Consider the following 17,881-nt stretch of genomic DNA (forward strand, 5'->3'; position numbering starts at 1 on the left):
CGCGATGAAATCGAGGTGAAATCGCGCTGAAGCGGCTGGCAGGATGGATTAGGCCGTTCGGCCAGCTTGCGAACCGGCGCGGGCGGCCCGGGCAGGGGCTCGGCGGGCACACGCCCGGCGTGCTGTATAAATATACAGTAGAATCTCAACCCAGACGGCCCCACCAGGGCTGAGCGTTGCCGGGCCGCGCCGCCCGGCCCCACGCGTTTCATCCAGCCGGAATGCCAGCGCAAGTGAGCGATAACCGATCTATTCGTATCCGCGGTGCCCGCCAGCACAACCTCAAGAATCTCGACCTCGACCTGCACACCGGCCAAATGACGGTCGTGACCGGCCCGTCTGGCTCGGGCAAGTCCAGCCTCGTGTTCGACACCCTTTACGCGGAAGGGCAGCGCCGTTACGTCGAAACCTTCAGTGCATATGCACGCCAGTTTCTCGACCGCATGGACCGGCCACAGGTCGATCGCGTCGACGGCGTGCCGCCCGCCATCGCCATCGACCAGACCAACCCCGTGCGCAGTTCGCGCTCCACGGTCGGCACGATGACGGAGTTGAACGACCATCTGAAGCTGCTCTACGCGCGCGCCGCGAATCTGTTCGACCGCGAGACCGCGCAGCCGGTGCGTCACGACACGCCCGAGACGATCTACGCGGAATTGCGCTCGCGCACGGCCGCGGGCGACCCGCGCCTCGTCGTGACGTTCCCGGTCGAGTTGCCCGAGACGACCACCGAAGAGGAAGTCGCGCAGTGGCTTTCCGCCAGCGGCTACACACGCGTGCAGGCGCAGCGCGAAGTGAAGGGCGCCGACGGCACGCGCAAGCTGCTAGACGTGGTGGCCGACCGCTTCCGCCTGCAGAACGCCGAGAAGAGCCGCGTGATCGAGGCGATCGAGGCGTCGCTCAGGCGCGGTGCCGGACGTGTGAACATTTATGTCGTATCGGAAACCGACGGCGCCGCCGATGTTTCCGATGCGAAACCCGAGCCGCAGATCTGGCGCTTTTCCACCGGCCTCCATTGCCCGGACAGCGATCTGCGCTATGCGGACCCGCAGCCGGCACTGTTCTCGTTCAACTCGGCCTACGGCGCGTGCGATGTGTGCCGCGGCTTCGGCCGCGTGATCGGCGTCGACTGGGGGCTTGTGATTCCCGACGCGCGCAAGACACTACGCGGCGGCGCGATCAAGCCGCTGCAAACGCCCGCGTGGAAGGAGTGTCAGGATGACCTGATGCGCTACGCCGCCAAGGCCGGCATTCCGCGCGACACTGCGTGGTCGGAATTGACGCAGGAGCAGCGCGACTGGGTGCTTAACGGCACCCCGGACTGGAAGGGCAACTGGCAAGCGCAGTGGTACGGCGTCAAGCGATTCTTCCAGTATCTGGAGTCGAAGGCGTACAAGATGCACATTCGCGTGCTGCTTTCGAAGTACCGCAGCTACACGCCGTGCGAAACGTGCGGCGGCGCGCGCCTGAAAACGGAGGCTTTGCAATGGCGCCTTGGGTCGCAGGAGAATGCGGACGAGGTGCTCGCGCCCGAGGCGCGTTTCATGCCGCACGGCGTGCAGTGGTCGCGCGCGCAACTCGAAGCGCTGCCTGGCCTTACGCTTCACGACGTCATGCTGCTGCCGATCGAGCGCATCCGCCGTTTCTTCGACGGTCTCTCGCTATCGTCAGCACTGCTTGACGACGCGCTCAAGCTGCTGCTCGCGGAAGTGCGCACGCGGCTGAAGTATCTATGCGACGTCGGACTCGGCTATCTCACGCTCGACCGCCAGAGCCGCACGCTCTCGGGCGGCGAGGTGCAGCGCATCAACCTGACCACGGCGCTCGGCACGTCGCTCACGAAGACGCTATTCGTCCTCGACGAGCCGAGCATCGGCCTGCATCCGCGTGACCTGAACCGCATCGTCGAAGCGATGCACCGCCTGCGCGACGCGGGCAACACGCTCGTGGTCGTCGAGCACGATCCCTCGGTGATGCTGGCCGCCGACCGGCTGATCGACATGGGGCCCGGCCCGGGTGAGCGTGGCGGCACGATTGTCTACGACGGCACGCCCGACGACATTCGCTCGTCCGGCACCTTGACGGGCGAGTACCTGGGCGGCCACCGGGCCGTCGCCGACGCTTCGCACTGGGAGCGCCGCGCCGTCGATGCGAGCACGCCGCGCCTCGTGCTCGAAGGCGCGAGCGAGCACAATCTGCGCGACGTGACGGTGGAGATTCCCCTGCAGCGCCTCGTGTGCGTAACGGGCGTGTCGGGCTCCGGTAAATCGACGCTCGTGCAGGACGTGCTGTATCCGGCTCTCGCGCGTCACCTCGGCAAGGCCACCGAAGCGCCAGGCGTCTATCGCAACCTGAGCGGCGCGGAGCAGATCAGCGACGCCGTGTTCGTCGACCAGTCGCCGATCGGCAAGACCGCGCGCTCGAATCCGGCCAGCTACGTGGGTGCGTTCGACGAGATCCGCAAGCTGTTCGCCAAGGCGCCGCTCGCAAAGCAGCGCGGCTATACGGCGGGCATGTTCAGCTTCAACTCGGGCGAGGGGCGTTGCCCGACCTGCGGCGGCTCGGGTTTCGAGCACATCGAAATGCAGTTCCTGAGCGACGTCTATCTGCGCTGCCCGGACTGCGACGGCAGCCGCTACCGCCCGGAAGTGCTCGAAGTGAAGATCGAGCGCGGTGGCCGCACGCTCTCGGTTGCGGACGTGCTGGATCTCACCGTCAGCGAGGCGGCGCAATGCTTCCGTGAGGATGCCGAAGTATTGCGCGTGATCCAGCCGATCGTCGACGTGGGTCTCGAATACGTGAAGCTCGGGCAACCCGTGCCGACGCTTTCGGGCGGCGAGGCGCAGCGCCTGAAGCTCGCGGGCTATCTGGCGGAAACGGCGCAGGCGAAAGGCAGGGAGAACGCAGCCGGTGGGCGCCTTTTCATGTTCGATGAGCCCACCACAGGCCTGCATTTCGACGACATCGCCAAGTTGATGCGCGCGTTCGGCAAGCTCCTCGCGGGTGGCCATTCGCTGCTCGTGATCGAGCACAACCTCGACGTGATCCGCGCCGCGGACTGGCTGATCGATCTCGGCCCGGAAGGCGGCGACGCGGGCGGCGAGGTGGTGTGCGTGGGCACGCCGGACGACGCGATCGCCTGCCCGCGCTCGCATACGGGCGCCGCGCTCGAACGTTATGAAGCCGCGCTCGGCAACGGCGCCGGCACGCTCGTGGCGGAGGAAGAGGGCGTAGCGCTGCAGACGGCGTTGCGCGCGGCGCAGACGCGCCGCGAGATTCAGGGCGAGGACGTGGTGCGCATCGTGAACGCACGCGAGCACAATCTCAAGGCGCTCGACGTCGACATTCCGCATGGCCGGTTCAATGTGATTACTGGTGTCTCGGGCTCGGGCAAATCCACGCTCGCGTTCGACATTCTCTTTCATGAGGGCCAGCGCCGCTACCTCGAATCGCTGAATGCCTACGCGCGCTCCATCGTGCAGCCCGCGGGGCGGCCGGAAGTCGATGCCGTCTACGGCATTCCGCCTACCGTCGCCATCGAGCAGCGTCTCTCGCGAGGCGGCCGCAAGAGCACGGTGGCGACCACGTCCGAGGTGTGGCATTTCTTGCGGCTCCTGTATGTGAAACTCGGCGTGCAGCATTGCGTGCATGACGGCACGCCGGTGACGTCGCAGAGCGTCGATGCAATCGTCGCGCAACTGCTGCGCGAGCACCGCGGCCAGCACGTGGGCCTGCTCGCGCCACTCGTCGTGAACCGCAAGGGCGTCTACACCGACCTCGCGAAATGGGCGAAGGCGCGCGGCAATACGCATCTGCGCGTGGATGGCGAATTCGTGCCGGTTTCGCCATGGCCGAAGCTCGACCGGTTCCGCGAGCACACGATCGAATTGCCGGTTGGCGATCTCGTGATCGAGCCGGAAAACGAGGCGCAATTGCGCCAGATGCTCGCCGCGACGCTCGAAGCCGGCAAGGGCGTGGTGCATCTGCTGGCGCCGCTCGATGGGCTCGGTCATGCGCTCGGCAACGGCAATTCGACTGCGCGCATCGGTGAAGTCAAGGTGCTTTCGACGCGGCGCGCCTGCCCCGTGTGCGGCACGAGCTATCCCGAGCTCGATCCGCGCATGTTCTCGTACAACAGCAAGCACGGCTGGTGCACGACTTGTGTGGGCACCGGTCTCGCGCTCACGCGCGAGCAGCGCGCGGCCTATGACGATACCGTCGTTGGCGCCGACGATCGCGGCCGTGAGCAGACCTTGCCGTCCGAGGAGTTGGAGCCGGACGGTATGGTCGACGAGCCGTGCCCGGATTGCCATGGCACGCGCCTGAATCCGGTCGCGCGCGCGGTGACATTCGATGAGCATCCGATCGTCGACGTCGCGCAGTGGACCGTGGCCGAAACGCGCCGCTGGATCGAGTCGCTCGAGCTGAACGGCCGCGATGCGCAGATCGCGCGCGACGTGGTGAGCGAAATACGCAGCCGCTTGCAGTTCCTCGAAGAAGTCGGGCTCGGCTATCTGAGCCTCGACCGCGCCGCGCCGAGTCTCTCGGGCGGCGAGGCGCAGCGGATTCGTCTCGCGGCGCAGCTCGGCAGCAATCTGCAGGGCGTGTGCTATGTGCTCGACGAGCCGACCATCGGCCTGCATCCGCGCGACAACCAGATTCTGCTCGACGCGCTGCGCAGTCTGGGCGAGAAGGGCAATACGCTCGTCGTCGTCGAGCACGACGAAGACACGATTCGCCGCGCGGATCACATCATCGACATCGGGCCGAGCGCCGGCAAGCGCGGTGGACGCGTGGTCGCGCAGGGCAAGGTCGCCGATCTCGCGGCACAGCCCGACTCCGTGACGGGCCGCTATCTCGCGCATCCGATCGTGCATCCACTGCAGCCGCGCCGCGAAGTGAAGCCGGCGCGTGCGGGTCGCGAGGCCGTGCCCGCGCAGTGGCTCACCGTGCATGGCGGCAAGCTGCACAACCTGCGCGACGTGACGGCGCAGATTCCGCTCGGCCGCCTCGTGGCGATCACGGGCGTGAGCGGCTCCGGCAAGTCGACGCTCGCGCGCGATGTGCTGCTCTCGAATCTGCTCGACGCGGTGGGGCGTTCGGTGCTGTCTTCCCCGGCGGAGCGCCGCGCGCGCAAGGCCGCGAAGGAGAGTGCACCGAGCGCTGCCGAGCGCCGTTCGAGCGTGCTTGCGCGCACGATCAAGAAGCCGAAGCTCGACGTTTCGCATACGTGGCAGGGCTGCGACGCGATTAGCGGATGGGAAACCATCGACCGCGTGCTCGAAGTCGATCAGACGCCGATCGGAAAAACGCCGCGTTCGTGTCCCGCCACCTATATCGGTGTGTGGGACGCGATTCGCCGTCTCTTTGCCGATACGCTCGAGGCGCGCGCGCGCGGCTATAGCGCGTCGCGCTTCTCGTTCAATACCGGCGATGGCCGCTGCCCGGCCTGCGAAGGCCAGGGCGTGCGCACGATCGGCATGAGCTTCCTTCCCGATGTGAAAGTGCCGTGCGATGTCTGCCACGGCCAGCGTTTCAATCCGGAAACCTTGGCCGTCACATGGCGTGGCCGGAACATCGGCGAAGTGCTGACGATGGAGATCGATGAGGCCGTGGAGTTCTTCGGCCCGATCACGAGCATTGCGCATCCGTTGCAGCTCATGAAGGACGTCGGGCTCGGCTACCTCACGCTCGGGCAGCCGTCGCCGACGCTCTCAGGGGGCGAGGCGCAGCGCATCAAGCTCGTCACGGAGCTCTCCAAGGTGCGCGACGACATCACGCGGCGCGGCCAGAAGGCACCGCACACGCTCTACGTGCTCGACGAGCCCACCGTGGGGCTGCATATGGCGGACGTGGCGCGCCTCATTCGCGTGCTGCATCGTCTCGCGGATGCGGGGCATAGCGTGGTCGTGATCGAGCACGACCTCGACGTGGTCGCGGAGGCGGACTGGATCATCGATCTCGGTCCCGAGGGCGGCGTGGGCGGCGGCACGATCGTCGGCGCGGCGACTCCGGAAGGGCTCGTGAAGGTGGCGGCGAGCCACACCGGCGCGGCGCTTGCGCCCGTGCTCGCGCGCACGGCGAGCGGCGTGCAGCCGTTGCCGTCTTCTGCCGCGGCCGACGATGCAGCCGCAGCGGCGGACGAAACCGCCCCCGACGGCGCGCGTGCCGCGAAGCGGCGAGCAACCGCCTCATAAGCCGATGCTGCAGGACGCCTGCGAGCGCCCCGAGTGGGCCTCGCAGGCGTCAAACCGCTTGATCTGGGCGGCTCGCGCAAGGTATGATGGGCTCCGCTTGCAGCAAGTCGCCGCGCACCTATAGCGGCCATTCTGGCGAGCGGAGCAGCGGACCTCAGATCCCCTCCGAACCGGCCACGGGTTCCATGCCCGGGTCACCTCATCAGTGCAGCAGGGCTTCGCGGCATTTGGCGAAGCCTTTGTCTTTTCAGGGCAGACGAATCGTTATCGATCAACGCCTTGCCTTAGCGATGCGAGAGGAATTAACCGATGTTCGACCTCGACAGTGAGGCGCGCGAACGGCTCATCCTGTGGATTAAGCGCCGCATGGATGAGTACGGCATTACGCTCGAAGATCTTGAATTATTCATTGCCGAAAGTGAACGGCAGCCGATGTACCGCGATGCATATGGCAATACCTGGAATGGGGAAGGCGACATGCCGTCCTGGTTGTTGCGCTACAAGCATGCGGGGCAGGACATAGAGCATTTTCGCTGCTAGCGGGCGAGGCCTGGCGCAGCATCTGGCGGTCGCATGCGAGACCATGCGCGGCGCACGGGGCCCTTCCTGATTTGCCCGATTGTCTGTTTGGCGGCTTTAGTCATTGCGGCAAAATTTCAGTGCCGTTTTAAAAATGCCTTTCGGTGGATATTGCCCATTTAATCAATGGCGCTTCGCATCCGCCTGCTCCGGTTTGGCCATAAGCCGTTTAAGCGTATATTCGTCGGAAGATCGTTGATCTTGCCGATTGGCCATGCCGTGCGGTTGCGCCACAATACCGGCCATTGCGCTTATGCCGTGTCCAGGGGGCGAATATGGCGTTACTGGTGCTGGGCCTTGCAATCTTCATTGCCATGCATTCGATCCGCGTCGTAGCCGCGCCATGGCGCGAGGCGCAAATCGAGCGCTTCGGCATGCCGGCATGGCGTGGCTTCTTCGCGCTGTTTTCGATTCTCGGCCTCGTGTTCATCGTCCGGGGCTACGCGCTCGCGCGGCGCTATCCCGTGCCAGTCTGGCTGCCGCCGTTCGGCATGGTGCACGTCACTGCGCTCCTCACCGCGATTGCCTTCGTGATGATCGCGGCTGCCTGCGTGCCGGGCAATCACATCAAGCGCGCGCTGGGCCAGCCGTTCATGAGCGGCGTGGCGCTCTGGGCGTTCGCCCATCTGCTCGCCAACGGCACGCTTCACGCCATCGTCCTGTTCGCCGCGTTGCTGGTCTGGGCGCTGCTCAAGCTGCGTGCGGACCGTCGGCGCGATCGCGAGGTCGGTGTCGTCTATGCGCAGGGTACGTTGGCGCGCGATGCGCTGGTCGTCGTGATCGGACTCGTCGCGTGGGACCTGTTCGCGTTCTGGCTGCACGGAATGCTGATCGGCGTGCGCCCGCTCGGCTGACGCGAGCCGCAAAATCAAAAAAAGAAGCCTGCTCGAGGCAGGCTTCGTCAAGGTGCAGCTCGGAGTTCCGCGATCAGATCGCAGTGGTTGCGATCTTAGGGTCTGTTCATGAAAGCCGCGTGAAAGTCGGCGCAGGCGGATCTGTAGCTGGACCGGCTACATGCGCCGCTGCGCCGCCGCGCATCACAGATCGAAGAACACCGTTTCGCGTTCGCCCTGCATGCAGATATCGAAGTGATAGACGATGCTCCCTGCCTGCTCGCTGCGGCGCGCGACCAGCGTGCCACGACGCGCTTCGGGCACCGCGGCGAGCACCGGGTCGGCGCTATTCGCAGCGGCTTCGTCGTCGAAATAAATGCGCGTGAAGGTGTGCGTGAGCATGCCGCGCATCATGACGATCACGTTGATGTGCGGCGCTTCGTCTGCCTGCTCGCGTCCCGGCTTCACCGTGCGCACGACGAAGCGCTGTTCCGGATCCGTGCCGGTGCCCACGCGTGCGAAGCCGCGGAAGCCGTTTTCGGCCACCTGGGCGCGTGACGCGGGATATTGGCCGTTGGCGTCGACCTGCGAGAACTCCAGCATGGCGTCGAAGACCGGCTTGCCGTCCCCGTCGATCACGCGCCCGATCAGCGTGATGTGCTCGCCGGGCGTTTGCCGGCCGGCCATCTCAGGCGTGAAGAGGCTCTTGAAATCGAAGTCGTATTGCTGCGGGCACAGGCCGTAGGCGAAGTACGGGCCGACGGTTTGCGAAGGCGTTTCTTTGAGTGCCATGATCAACGCTCCGTGGGAGTCTGGTTCGGGCCGCGCAGCACGATGTCGAATTCGTAGCCGAGTGCAAAGCCTTCTTCGGTGGTGTCGAGCGAGAAGCGCGAGATCATGCGATCGCGCGCCTGTTCGGGCGTGCCCTGGAAGATCGGGTCGTAGGCAAGCAGCGGGTCGCCGGGAAAATACATCTGCGTGACGAGGCGCGAGCCGAAGTAATCCCCGAACAGTGAGAAGTGAATGTGATTCGGCCGCCACGCGTTGGGGTGATTGCCCCACGGGTACGCGCCCGGCTTGATCGTGAGGAAGCGATAACGGCCGTCGTTGTCGGTCACGCAGCGCCCCGCACCCAGAAAGTTCGGGTCGAGCGGCGCATCGTGCTGGTCCTGCTTGTGAACGTAGCGTCCAGCTGCATTGGCCTGCCAGATTTCAACGAGCGAATTGCGCACCGGCTTGCCGCCGTCGTCCAGCACACGGCCCGTGACGATGATGCGCTCGCCGAGCGGCTCGCCATTGCGCGCCGCGTTGCGCGTGAGATCGTGGTCGAGCGCGCCGAGATCTTCCGCGCCGTACACGGGCGCATGCAGATTGCGCAATTTTTCCTTTAGTGGAATCAGCGGCAGCGTCGGGCCACGTTTGACCGATGAGCGATACGGCGGATAGACATACGCCGGATGCGAATCGAAATCGCGCGGCGACAGGAAGGACTCGTCCATGTGGGTGTCTCCTGGCAGGATTGTGGGAGGAAGGTGCGCTACGCGGCGGACGGTCGCAGCGCACGCATGCCGCCACTTTATCCAAGGCGAAAAGTTATGCAAAATGACGTTTTCTCGCGTCTCGTATAACCAACCGTTATGCAAAACCGGCTTGCGGACTCACGCGTCAAATTTCGCCATCTCCAGTGCTTTCTCGCGGTTGCGCAGTTCGGCAGCGTGCAGCAGGCGGCCGAGAGCCTTTCGATTACGCAGCCGGCGGTTTCGAAGACGATTGCCGAGCTCGAGTCGGCGCTCGGCGTGAAGCTGTTCGAGCGCGGGCGGCACGGCGCGGTGCCCACGCGGGAGGGGCAGCTTTTCATGCCGCACGCGAGCGCGTGTGTGAGCGCGCTGCGCCAGGGCGTTGCGCTGCTTGCGCGCGAAGAGGGGGCGGTGGCGGCAACGCTCGACATCGGCGTGTTGCCGACGGTGGCGACCGCGCTCGTGCCGACTGCGCTGCGGCACTTCGCGGGCGAGTGGCCGCGCGTGAGCATACGGCTCCTGACGGCTGCCAATGCGGAATTGCTCGAGCGCCTGAAAGCGGGGGCGATCAGTTTTGCGGTCGGGCGTCTCGCGGATCCGGAGCGCATGGTGGGCCTGAGTTTCGAGCAGCTCTACAACGAGCCGATGGCAGTGGTCGTGCGCTCGGGTCATCCGCTCGCGCAGCAGGCCGGATCGGCGCTGCCGCTGGCGCAGTTCCCCACGCAGTTTCCGCTCGTGCTGCCGCCGTTCGGAACGCTGATTCGGCAGGCCGCGGACAGTCTGCTGGCGGCGTGGGGCGCGCCACCGCTCACCTCGTTTGTCGAATTGCTCTCGGTTTCGGTGGGGCGTGCGCTGGCGCTCGAAAACGACGCGGTCTGGTTTGTGCCGTCGGGGGCGGTCGAATACGATCTGCGCGCGGGTACGCTGGTGCGCCTGCCGCTGCCGAGCGCGGGTGGCGAGGAGCCAGTCGGCCTGATCCAGCGTACCGACACGCAACCGACGGCCGCCGGGCGCGCGTTGATCGACGCGGTGAGACAGGCGGCGCGCGAGCGCGACGCGGCGGTGCATGCGAAACCGGCAGCGAGCCGCACGCGCCGTCGTCCGGGTGCCGCGGCTGGCAGCGGGCACAAGGGGCGCCCAGGCGACGCCGAAGGCTGACGCAGCGGCCCGCGCCTCAGGTTGCCGGAAGTTTCTTTTTGGAACGGGGCGGTTTGCTGGGGGGCGGCGCCGGTTCGGCGGCTTCGAATGCGCCCGGCACCGCGGCGCCTGTCGACATCCAGAGCACCACCGCGTCCTCCTTGCTGGTGGAAACGGCAAAGTGGCCGGTGCGGCTGTCGAAGTAGAGGCTGTCACCGGCCCCGAGATGCGTGGGGGTGTAGAGCTCGGTGTGCAGACAAATGCTGCCGCTGATCACATAGATGAACTCTTCGCCCTCGTGGCGTCCCCAGTCGTCGAACGCGTCCACCGAATGGGCCGTGATGCGCACGAGAAACGGCAGCATGGCCTTGTGCGCGAGTTCCGTGGCGAGCAACTCCATCTCATAGCCGCGATAAGCGTGCGGCTTGCCCGCGCCATGGCGCGTGAGCGCGCGGCGGCCGCCGAAGTCGAGCTTCGGCGTCGAGCCGAACAGCTCGCCCAGATCGATCTTCAGTCCGGCAACGATTTTCTGCAGTACGTCGAAGGTGGGCGACATCAGCCCGTTTTCGATTTTGGAGAGCGTGGAGCGCGACACGCCGCACACGTGGCTCGCGTGCTCGAGCGTCAGGTCGAGGGCAAGGCGGGCGGCGCGGACGCGGCGGCCGAGGTCTGCGGACGACGAAGCCGCCGATTGCGTAAGCGTGGTGTCCATGAGCGTTAGAAGAGCAGGAGCGAGTGTTCTGGCACGTTTCCGATCATAGCAAATCGTCGCTTTTAGGAAACATCGGCCAGATGGCTAACGTTCGCAGTCTGAGTGCCGACGCCGTGAAAGCCCGTTGGCTCGCATTTCTTCGATTCGAACCATTCAGGGAACCGAATTAACCATGTTTAAAGCTTTTCGTGGATCTTGTTGTCGCGGAAACGGTCTTTCAATACGGTAAGAATTCGAATAGAGCCTCGATCTGCGTCGCGCGGTCACGCGACGAGCCGTATGGCGATCCTTACTATTTGATTTGATGACATACATCAAGTTTGGAGAAGAAAATGCGCGACGAACGTCTCGAATTATTGTTGGCCATATCGCGAAGGACGCTCGGTATCGAAGGCTTCGAGTTGACTGGCAAGCAGACCGTGGACTACCACCTGGTAAGTGTGGAAGACGTTGGCCGTGCGCTTGAGTCTGCGTATGACGCGGGGCTGATCGTCGGTCACCGCGTCGGCCGTGCCGAATGCATCGAAGAGTCCTGAACGCGGCGCACGGGCGCGAGCACTACCGGCGCGTGTGACTTCCCGCGTCGTCACGCGCCTGCCTGGTCGTCCCGCATCCCCTGGTCGATGTTTCCGATAGGAAATTCCGGCACCCGAGCTTTCGCGTAATGCGCGACAGCAGCCAATCGCGGCGCGGCGCCTGTCGCCGTCCTGTCATGCCGCATGAGGGGAGCGCTGTCTCCTTCGCCTTGCTGCACCATTTTCCCCCGTGTATAGTCAGTCCACCAAAGTTTGTTTCTTATCGGAAATAAAGGAACGGTCATGGACGCAGCGCGCATTCTTGCCGACCTCGGCATTTCAGAAGTCGCCAGATCGGGTGAGATTGAGGTGAGATCGCCGATATCCGGCGAGGTGATCGGGCGGGTGGCAAGCCACTCGGCCGCGGACGTCGATGCAGCGCTGGCCCGCGCGCAGGCGGCATTTCTTCAGTGGCGCAACGTGCCGGCGCCGCGCCGCGGCGAGCTGGTGCGCCTGCTGGGCGAGCGTCTGCGCGCGCACAAAGAGGCGCTCGGCAGCCTGGTGTCGCTGGAGGCCGGGAAGATCCTTCAGGAGGGGCTGGGCGAAGTCCAGGAGATGATCGACATCTGCGACTTCGCCGTTGGCTTGTCGCGGCAGCTCTACGGCCTGACCATTGCGTCGGAGCGTCCGGGGCATCGCATGGCTGAGAGCTGGCACCCGATGGGCGTGTGCGCTGTCATCTCCGCGTTCAATTTTCCCGTCGCCGTATGGTCCTGGAATGCCGCGCTCGCGCTGGTCTGCGGCAATCCCGTGATCTGGAAGCCCTCGGAGAAAACGCCGCTCACCGCGCTTGCGGTGCAGAAAATCATGGGCGATGCCGTGCTTGCGTTTGGCGACGCGCCGCAAGGGCTCGTTTCGCTCGTGGTGGGCGGGCGCGACGTTGGCGCGAAGCTCGTGGCCGATCCGCGGGCGGCCATCGTCAGCGCCACCGGCAGCACGGAAATGGGCCGTGCAGTGGGCGTCGCAGTTGCCCAGCGCTTCGGGCGCGCGATCCTCGAGCTCGGCGGCAACAATGCAGGCATCGTGACGCCGAGCGCCGACCGCGAACTGGCTTTGCGCGCGATTCTGTTCTCCGCAGTCGGCACGGCCGGGCAGCGCTGCACGTCGCTACGGCGCCTGTTCGTGCACGAGAGCATCTATGACGCAACGCTCGAGCGGCTCAAGCAACTCTATGCGAAGGTTCCAATCGGAAACCCGCTCACGGCAGGCACCCTGATGGGGCCGCTCATCGACGCGCACGCGTTCGAGCGCATGCAGGCCGCGCTGGAAAGCGCGCGAGCCGAAGGCGGGGTCGTGACGGGCGGCGAGCGCGTTGCCGTCGACGGCTTGCCAAACGGCTATTACGTTCGGCCTGCGCTGGCGGAGATGCCGGCGCAAAGCGCGATTGTCGCAAAGGAAACGTTCGCGCCAATTCTCTACGTCATGAAATATCGCGACTTCGACGAAGCCGTTGCAGCGAACAATGCGGCGGCGCACGGCTTGTCCTCGTGCGTGTTCACGACGGATCTGCGCGAAGCCGAGCGTTTCCTTTGCGCATCGGGCAGCGATTGCGGTATTGCGAACGTCAATATCGGGCCTAGCGGCGCGGAAATCGGCGGCGCATTCGGCGGCGAGAAGGAAACGGGCGGTGGCCGCGAGTCGGGTTCGGACGCGTGGAAGGGCTATATGCGGCGCGCGACCAACACCGTCAACTATTCGTCGGCGCTGCCGCTGGCGCAGGGCATCGATTTTTCTCTCGATTGATCATCGCAACCCAGGGCGGCGGCGCGGTGCGTGCGTCGCTGCCTGGTCCGATTTCTCAGAGCCCGCATCAGGCAATCGCGCATCGGCACAGCTCTGCCAACGCAAAGCGCCCATCGCCCATTTACTTTGGATTGCAGATCAAATGGCGCAGCGCAATGCTCGTCGGCTAACCGCTCCCGGGGCGCGGCCGCGCACCGGGACGCATACGTTGTGCGCTTCAGGCGAGCCGGCGCAGCGGCTCGAGCGACCAGCTATGCGGCACGCCATGCACGGCGAAGAACCACGCGGCAACCCACGAAGCCGCCACGACGATCAGATCGCACCGGCCGCTGCGCCACAGGTTCAGTGAGTGGCGCCGGACGATCCAGGGCACGCCGAGCGGATTCGGCCAGTCTGCAAACAAATGGATCAGCCCGCCACACGCGAAGCCGAATGCCGGCGCGGCAACAGCCAGATGTCCCAGCCCGCGATACGACCACAGTAGCAAGGCAATCCAGCCGAGGCCCCAATGCGTGAACGTGCGATGGGTAATCCATAGCCGGCGCTTCTTGCGCCACCACGCAACTTCGAGCCAGTCAGGCGCGGTACCGCCCGCCACGCCTGCGATGAACGCCAGTGCGGCGTAGAGATGCCAGTGACTGTCCGTCCCGGTGTGCGTGACGATTGCGGCGGCGATGACGCCGGCGGCCCAGCCGGTGGCGTGATGTGCGGTCCCTGATGCCATGAAGCGGTGTAGTGCAAAGTCGAAAGAGGGCGCAATCTTCGCAGATGCGACGGCTTCGTGACAGGGGGCAGCGCGCAGAATTTATCGCGCGCCGTTCGAGACATCAGGTCGTGCAGCGCGCTACGTCGAAGCGCAGTTCTTCCTCAGGCGGATCGTTCGAGCTGGACGCGCCGTGCGTCACGCGAATCACCGATCCATAACCGTTCGGCGTGAGCGTGACGAAGTACGATGCGTTTGAACGCGAGCCAATCGCGAGTTCGGTGGCGTTGCCCGCATGCGATTCGTACGCGCGCGACAAGCGGCTTTCGAGGCAACTCGCAATCGACGAAGGCGAGCGTGCCGAAGACGCGTAGACCATCGTGTCGCTATCGGAAGTGGCGCTGGGCGGCGACGATCCGCAGGCGGCGACGAGTGCGAGCGGCAGGGCGGCGACAAGGCGTTGCGTGAGGGTATTCATGACATGAGCGTCGTGGCGAATGCCTGGCGAAAAGCAACGCGAGATGCGTTGCGGCGAACGTGCTCATGAGTATACGCATGCGTCTGACAGCGCAGGTTCACGCAGAAGTAAAAAGATGCAACAGAGGCAGAGGACGCAGGAAAAAGCCGCGCGAAGGAAGCAAAGAAAAAACGCACATGCGGTCGTGCAGCATGTGCGTTGGGCAGTGAGCGGGCAATGCGGCGGCTCGCGCCGCCTGCCCGAAGACTTGCGCCGCGAGGCGCAAGCCGGTGCGCGTTAGAAGCGGTGACGCAGACCGATTGTTGCGGCAACCTGGTTGCCAGTCGACGAAGGCGACAGCGTGTTGATCGCCGCGACGTTGGCCACGGGCACGCCGTTCTGAACGCCGAGCGAACCCGAAGCGTGCTGGTACACGCCGGCGAGATAGACGTCGGTGCGCTTGCTGAGCGAGTAGTCGGTGCCGAGCATGACGGTGTGCCACTTCGGGCTTTGATCGCCGGTGCCGGTTCCGGTCACGGTCCCGTCGGTGAACGTGTACGAGCCCACGAACGCGAGCGCCGGGGTCAGGTGGTAGGCGCCGTTTATTTCGTAGTTGTCGAGGTGCAGGTTCAGGCCGCTGATGCCCGCGAGATTCATGCCACCGCTGCCGAGGCTTTGCAGGCCGTCGATCTGCGAGTGCGACCACACGAAGCCGACTTGCGCCGGGCCGTACGTGTAGTTCGCGCCGACACCGAACGAGCGCTGCAGGCGAGCCGAGATATTCTGGTCAGCCGAGGCTGCGCCGTTCGCGTTGCCGCCGTAGCTGCCCGAGTTGTTCAGTTGCAGATAGCCGGCCGCCACATTGAGCGGGCCGTTGTTGTATGACGCGCCTGCGCTCCATGCGCGGCTGTTGGCGAAGCCGTTGGCCTGGTTCGAGAAGCCGTACATGCCGCCGAACTGGAAGCCCGCGTAGTTCGCGCTCGAGTACTTGACCGCATTCTTGACCGAGAACGACTGTGCGAAATTGTCGTTATCGAACGGGTGACCGGCCAGGTTGTTGCCGAAGCCGAGGCCGGCTTCCGAGAGCGGCGCCAGATACTGGTTCATCGAGTCGTACTGGCGGCCGAGGGTGAGCGCGCCGTACTGGTCGCTTTGCAGGCCGACGAAGGCTTGACGGTTGAAGCCGCTGTCGCCGTTCTTGTAGCCGCCGTTATTGAGGTTGAAGCCGCTCTCCAACGTGAAGATCGCCTTCAGGCCGCCGCCGAGGTCTTCAGCGCCTTTCAGGCCGAAGTAGTTGTTCGACATCGCGCCGCTGCCCTGCGCCCACAGGCTGTGACCACCGGCATTGTTCGCGTAGAGGAGGCCGGCATCCAGCGAGCCGTACAGGGTTACGCTGCTTTGCGCGTGTGCGCTCATTGCAAATGCACCGAGAACGCCAGCGAGGATAAGGGTTTTTTTCATGCTTTTTAACTCCGGACAGTACTTGGGAATCTCACGGAAAACGATCGCCGCGGCGGTTTCCGTGGTCTGAAGATTCGAACCGAAGTGTATTCCGGCAATCTCGATGGCTTGCTTTGTCTGACGCAACAATACATTTTTGAAATGGAAATAACGAGATTGGCGTTTATAAGTCACTGCGTAGAAAGCATTTTTTCAAATCATTCGAAGATGCGACAAAATGCACCATCCGAGATTATGTTGTGTGAGAACGACGCCAGCAATGGCTTGTGTGGCGGGCGTTAGGGCCAATCCGAAACGTATTACGGGATATTTCACTCGATTTCTGAAAGGTACTGTTCCAGTTTGTGCGACCTATCGGCGCGGATTCTGACGGTACAATATGTCTACCCCTTGACCAAGGGTGGTCTTTTTTCATCTGTTTTACGCGGCTCTCGGGCCGCGTTTTTTTTGCCTTCGTCGTCGAATCGATTTTCATTCGATTTGAGACGTGAAAGACAGTATTGCAAAAAATGGAGTGAGACATACCGTCGCATTTGAGTGCGCATGCGGCACGGCCATTTTTCTATATTCGTTCTATTTGAATTCCGGCTGAATTCCGGCGATTTCATGGCGAGGTGAAAAGGGTGCCGGCCGGGCCGGGTGACCCCCGGTCGGGTGCTTGCGGTTAAAATCTTGCCCCTGCCCGCGATGCAGCGGGTAGTCTCCGCAGAACCCGATGGAAACCGCCATGACCGATTCTTCTCCCGCTGTCATTCCCGAGGACACTTTTCAGGACCCGAGCACCGATTCGGCCGAAGTGATCCAGGAACCGCGCCTGTGGCGCAAGGACGGCTGGACGGCGCGTGTCATCAAGAACGAGGACGACGACGGCTGGGCCGTTGCAATGATCAAGGACGGCGAGCCGGAGCCGGCGCTGGTCGGCCCATGGACCATGGGTCGCGACAAGAAGAACCCCAAGCCGCTCGACACTTCGGCGTTCAACACGCTCGTGAAAACGGCGTCCGAGGTATTGCGTCGCCACGAGCAGCAATTGCGCGCGCAACTGCACAAGCGCGTGGGCGCGAGCACTGGCGACGGCGACATCGATGTGACCCTCGACATCGTGCCCGACGAATACGAGCCCTACGCGCTGCTCACGGCGCTCGATGCGTTTGGCGAGCAGATCGCGCAGGTGCGCGTCGCGCCCACCTTCAAGCTGAACAAGGCGCGCGCACAGGCGTGGGCCGAAGGTGGCTTCGGCCGTATCGACTGACTGACGCACACGGTCGCGCAACAGCGCGTGGACGGGGCGGTTAGTCCCGTGAGTCCAGTTAGTCCTGCTGGCAGAAGATGGCCGTCAGCAGCGGCCCGGCGTGATAGACGATCGCGGTGTTGCCTACCACGTCGAGCGCCGCCTGCACCTTGGCCTGCGTGGCCACGACCACTGCGCCGTAGGCCGAACGGGCAATCGGCTTGCCGTTGCCGGTCTGGAAGAGCGGGTCGTCTTGCTGGAAGCCCACGATTGCGAACACGTGGAAGCCGTAGGCCGTCAGACGCTGGCCGTGCGCCGGCCAGTAAGCGTTGATCGAATTGCTTTCGACTTTCATGGGCTTGGCGTCGATCAACTTCTGGTCGATGAGCCCCGAGATGAAGTCGTGCGCCGACTCCTTGCAGGTCAGCGAATCGTCGAGGGCGGCGGCATGGCCGGTGAGGGGCACGAAGGGCAGCGCCGCGAGCAGAAAAGCAGCAAAGGTAAGACGTTTCATTGGAATTCTGACGATGGGCGGCACTAACGCCGTCGGGTATCCACGCGATGCCTGTAGGCCGATGCGAAGCGTTGCACTGTACGCGGGTTCGCGCGAAATTGCTTGCGGCGCCGCATCGGAGAACCATCACGCGCGGCCCGTGCGCCATACGGCCCCAGCTACCTTTCAATTTCTATTCGCCGGCCGGAAAACCTGCAAGTTTTCTGGAAGCCGTATATTATT

14 protein-coding genes are annotated in these 17,881 nt (G+C 64.4%); 7 read left to right on the forward strand and 7 right to left on the reverse strand.

Annotated elements, in window-relative coordinates:
• The first annotated feature begins 221 nt into the window (after window positions 1-221).
• The 3 genes from uvrA to EYW47_RS26570 all read left to right on the forward strand — a co-directional run bounded on the left by uvrA (window position 222) and on the right by EYW47_RS26570 (window position 7,630).
• Complete coding sequence (uvrA, locus tag EYW47_RS26560; RefSeq protein ID WP_377785359.1) at window positions 222-6,197, forward strand: excinuclease ABC subunit UvrA; 5,976 nt, start codon at window positions 222-224, stop codon at window positions 6,195-6,197.
• 309 nt (window positions 6,198-6,506) lie between these two features.
• Complete coding sequence (locus EYW47_RS26565; RefSeq protein WP_133197816.1) at window positions 6,507-6,737, forward strand: H-NS family nucleoid-associated regulatory protein; 231 nt, start codon at window positions 6,507-6,509, stop codon at window positions 6,735-6,737.
• Window positions 6,738-7,051: 314 nt separating this feature from the next.
• A complete protein-coding gene (locus EYW47_RS26570; protein WP_133197817.1) occupies window positions 7,052-7,630 on the forward strand; it encodes an NnrU family protein in 579 nt (192 codons plus the stop codon).
• 183 nt (window positions 7,631-7,813) lie between these two features.
• Here EYW47_RS26570 and pcaG read toward each other — a convergent pair whose 3' ends face one another.
• Both pcaG and pcaH read right to left on the reverse strand, forming a co-directional pair.
• The gene (gene pcaG, locus EYW47_RS26575; protein WP_133197871.1) at window positions 7,814-8,404 is read right to left on the reverse strand and encodes a protocatechuate 3,4-dioxygenase subunit alpha; all 591 of its coding nucleotides are present in this window, start codon (window positions 8,402-8,404) and stop codon (window positions 7,814-7,816) included.
• Complete coding sequence (pcaH, locus tag EYW47_RS26580) at window positions 8,404-9,108, reverse strand: protocatechuate 3,4-dioxygenase subunit beta (protein ID WP_133197818.1); 705 nt, start codon at window positions 9,106-9,108, stop codon at window positions 8,404-8,406. The genes pcaG and pcaH overlap by 1 nt, the downstream gene beginning before the upstream one ends.
• A 138-nt stretch (window positions 9,109-9,246) precedes the next feature.
• Here pcaH and pcaQ point away from each other — a divergent pair, with 138 nt between their 5' ends.
• The gene (gene pcaQ / locus EYW47_RS26585) at window positions 9,247-10,284 is read left to right on the forward strand and encodes a pca operon transcription factor PcaQ (RefSeq protein ID WP_133197819.1); all 1,038 of its coding nucleotides are present in this window, start codon (window positions 9,247-9,249) and stop codon (window positions 10,282-10,284) included.
• A 16-nt stretch (window positions 10,285-10,300) separates the two neighbouring features.
• Here pcaQ and EYW47_RS26590 read toward each other — a convergent pair whose 3' ends face one another.
• Entirely contained in the window at window positions 10,301-10,975 is a 675-nt protein-coding gene (locus EYW47_RS26590; RefSeq protein WP_133197820.1) for a helix-turn-helix domain-containing protein, read from the reverse strand.
• Window positions 10,976-11,307: 332 nt separating this feature from the next.
• Here EYW47_RS26590 and EYW47_RS26595 point away from each other — a divergent pair, with 332 nt between their 5' ends.
• Together EYW47_RS26595 and amaB are read left to right on the forward strand one after the other, a co-directional pair.
• Complete coding sequence (locus tag EYW47_RS26595) at window positions 11,308-11,511, forward strand: DUF6900 domain-containing protein (protein WP_133197821.1); 204 nt, start codon at window positions 11,308-11,310, stop codon at window positions 11,509-11,511.
• Between the two features lie 282 nt (window positions 11,512-11,793).
• The gene (gene amaB / locus EYW47_RS26600) at window positions 11,794-13,293 is read left to right on the forward strand and encodes an L-piperidine-6-carboxylate dehydrogenase (protein ID WP_133197822.1); all 1,500 of its coding nucleotides are present in this window, start codon (window positions 11,794-11,796) and stop codon (window positions 13,291-13,293) included.
• Window positions 13,294-13,510: 217 nt separating this feature from the next.
• Here amaB and EYW47_RS26605 read toward each other — a convergent pair whose 3' ends face one another.
• The 3 genes from EYW47_RS26605 to EYW47_RS26615 all read right to left on the reverse strand — a co-directional run bounded on the left by EYW47_RS26605 (window position 13,511) and on the right by EYW47_RS26615 (window position 15,914).
• Entirely contained in the window at window positions 13,511-14,017 is a 507-nt protein-coding gene (locus tag EYW47_RS26605; RefSeq protein WP_133197823.1) for a metal-dependent hydrolase, read from the reverse strand.
• A 103-nt stretch (window positions 14,018-14,120) separates the two neighbouring features.
• Window positions 14,121-14,474, reverse strand: coding sequence for a sugar ABC transporter ATPase (locus EYW47_RS26610; protein ID WP_133197824.1), 354 nt, complete (start codon window positions 14,472-14,474; stop codon window positions 14,121-14,123).
• A 276-nt stretch (window positions 14,475-14,750) separates the two neighbouring features.
• Window positions 14,751-15,914, reverse strand: a complete 1,164-nt coding sequence (locus tag EYW47_RS26615) for a porin (RefSeq protein ID WP_133197825.1) — start codon at window positions 15,912-15,914, stop codon at window positions 14,751-14,753.
• 727 nt (window positions 15,915-16,641) lie between these two features.
• On the opposite strand from EYW47_RS26615, the gene EYW47_RS26620 reads away from it, so the two are divergent.
• On the forward strand, window positions 16,642-17,166 hold the full coding sequence (locus EYW47_RS26620) for a hypothetical protein (RefSeq protein ID WP_133197826.1): 525 nt from the start codon (window positions 16,642-16,644) through the stop codon (window positions 17,164-17,166).
• A gap of 58 nt (window positions 17,167-17,224) precedes the next feature.
• On the opposite strand, the gene EYW47_RS26625 is transcribed toward EYW47_RS26620, so the two are convergent.
• Window positions 17,225-17,659: a hypothetical protein gene (locus tag EYW47_RS26625; protein WP_133197827.1), complete on the reverse strand. Its 435-nt coding sequence runs from the start codon at window positions 17,657-17,659 to the stop codon at window positions 17,225-17,227.
• Window positions 17,660-17,881: the final 222 nt, after the last annotated feature.

Origin of the sequence: Paraburkholderia silviterrae (assembly GCF_004353915.1) — a bacterium.
In the GTDB taxonomy this organism is placed as follows: domain Bacteria; phylum Pseudomonadota; class Gammaproteobacteria; order Burkholderiales; family Burkholderiaceae; genus Paraburkholderia; species Paraburkholderia silviterrae.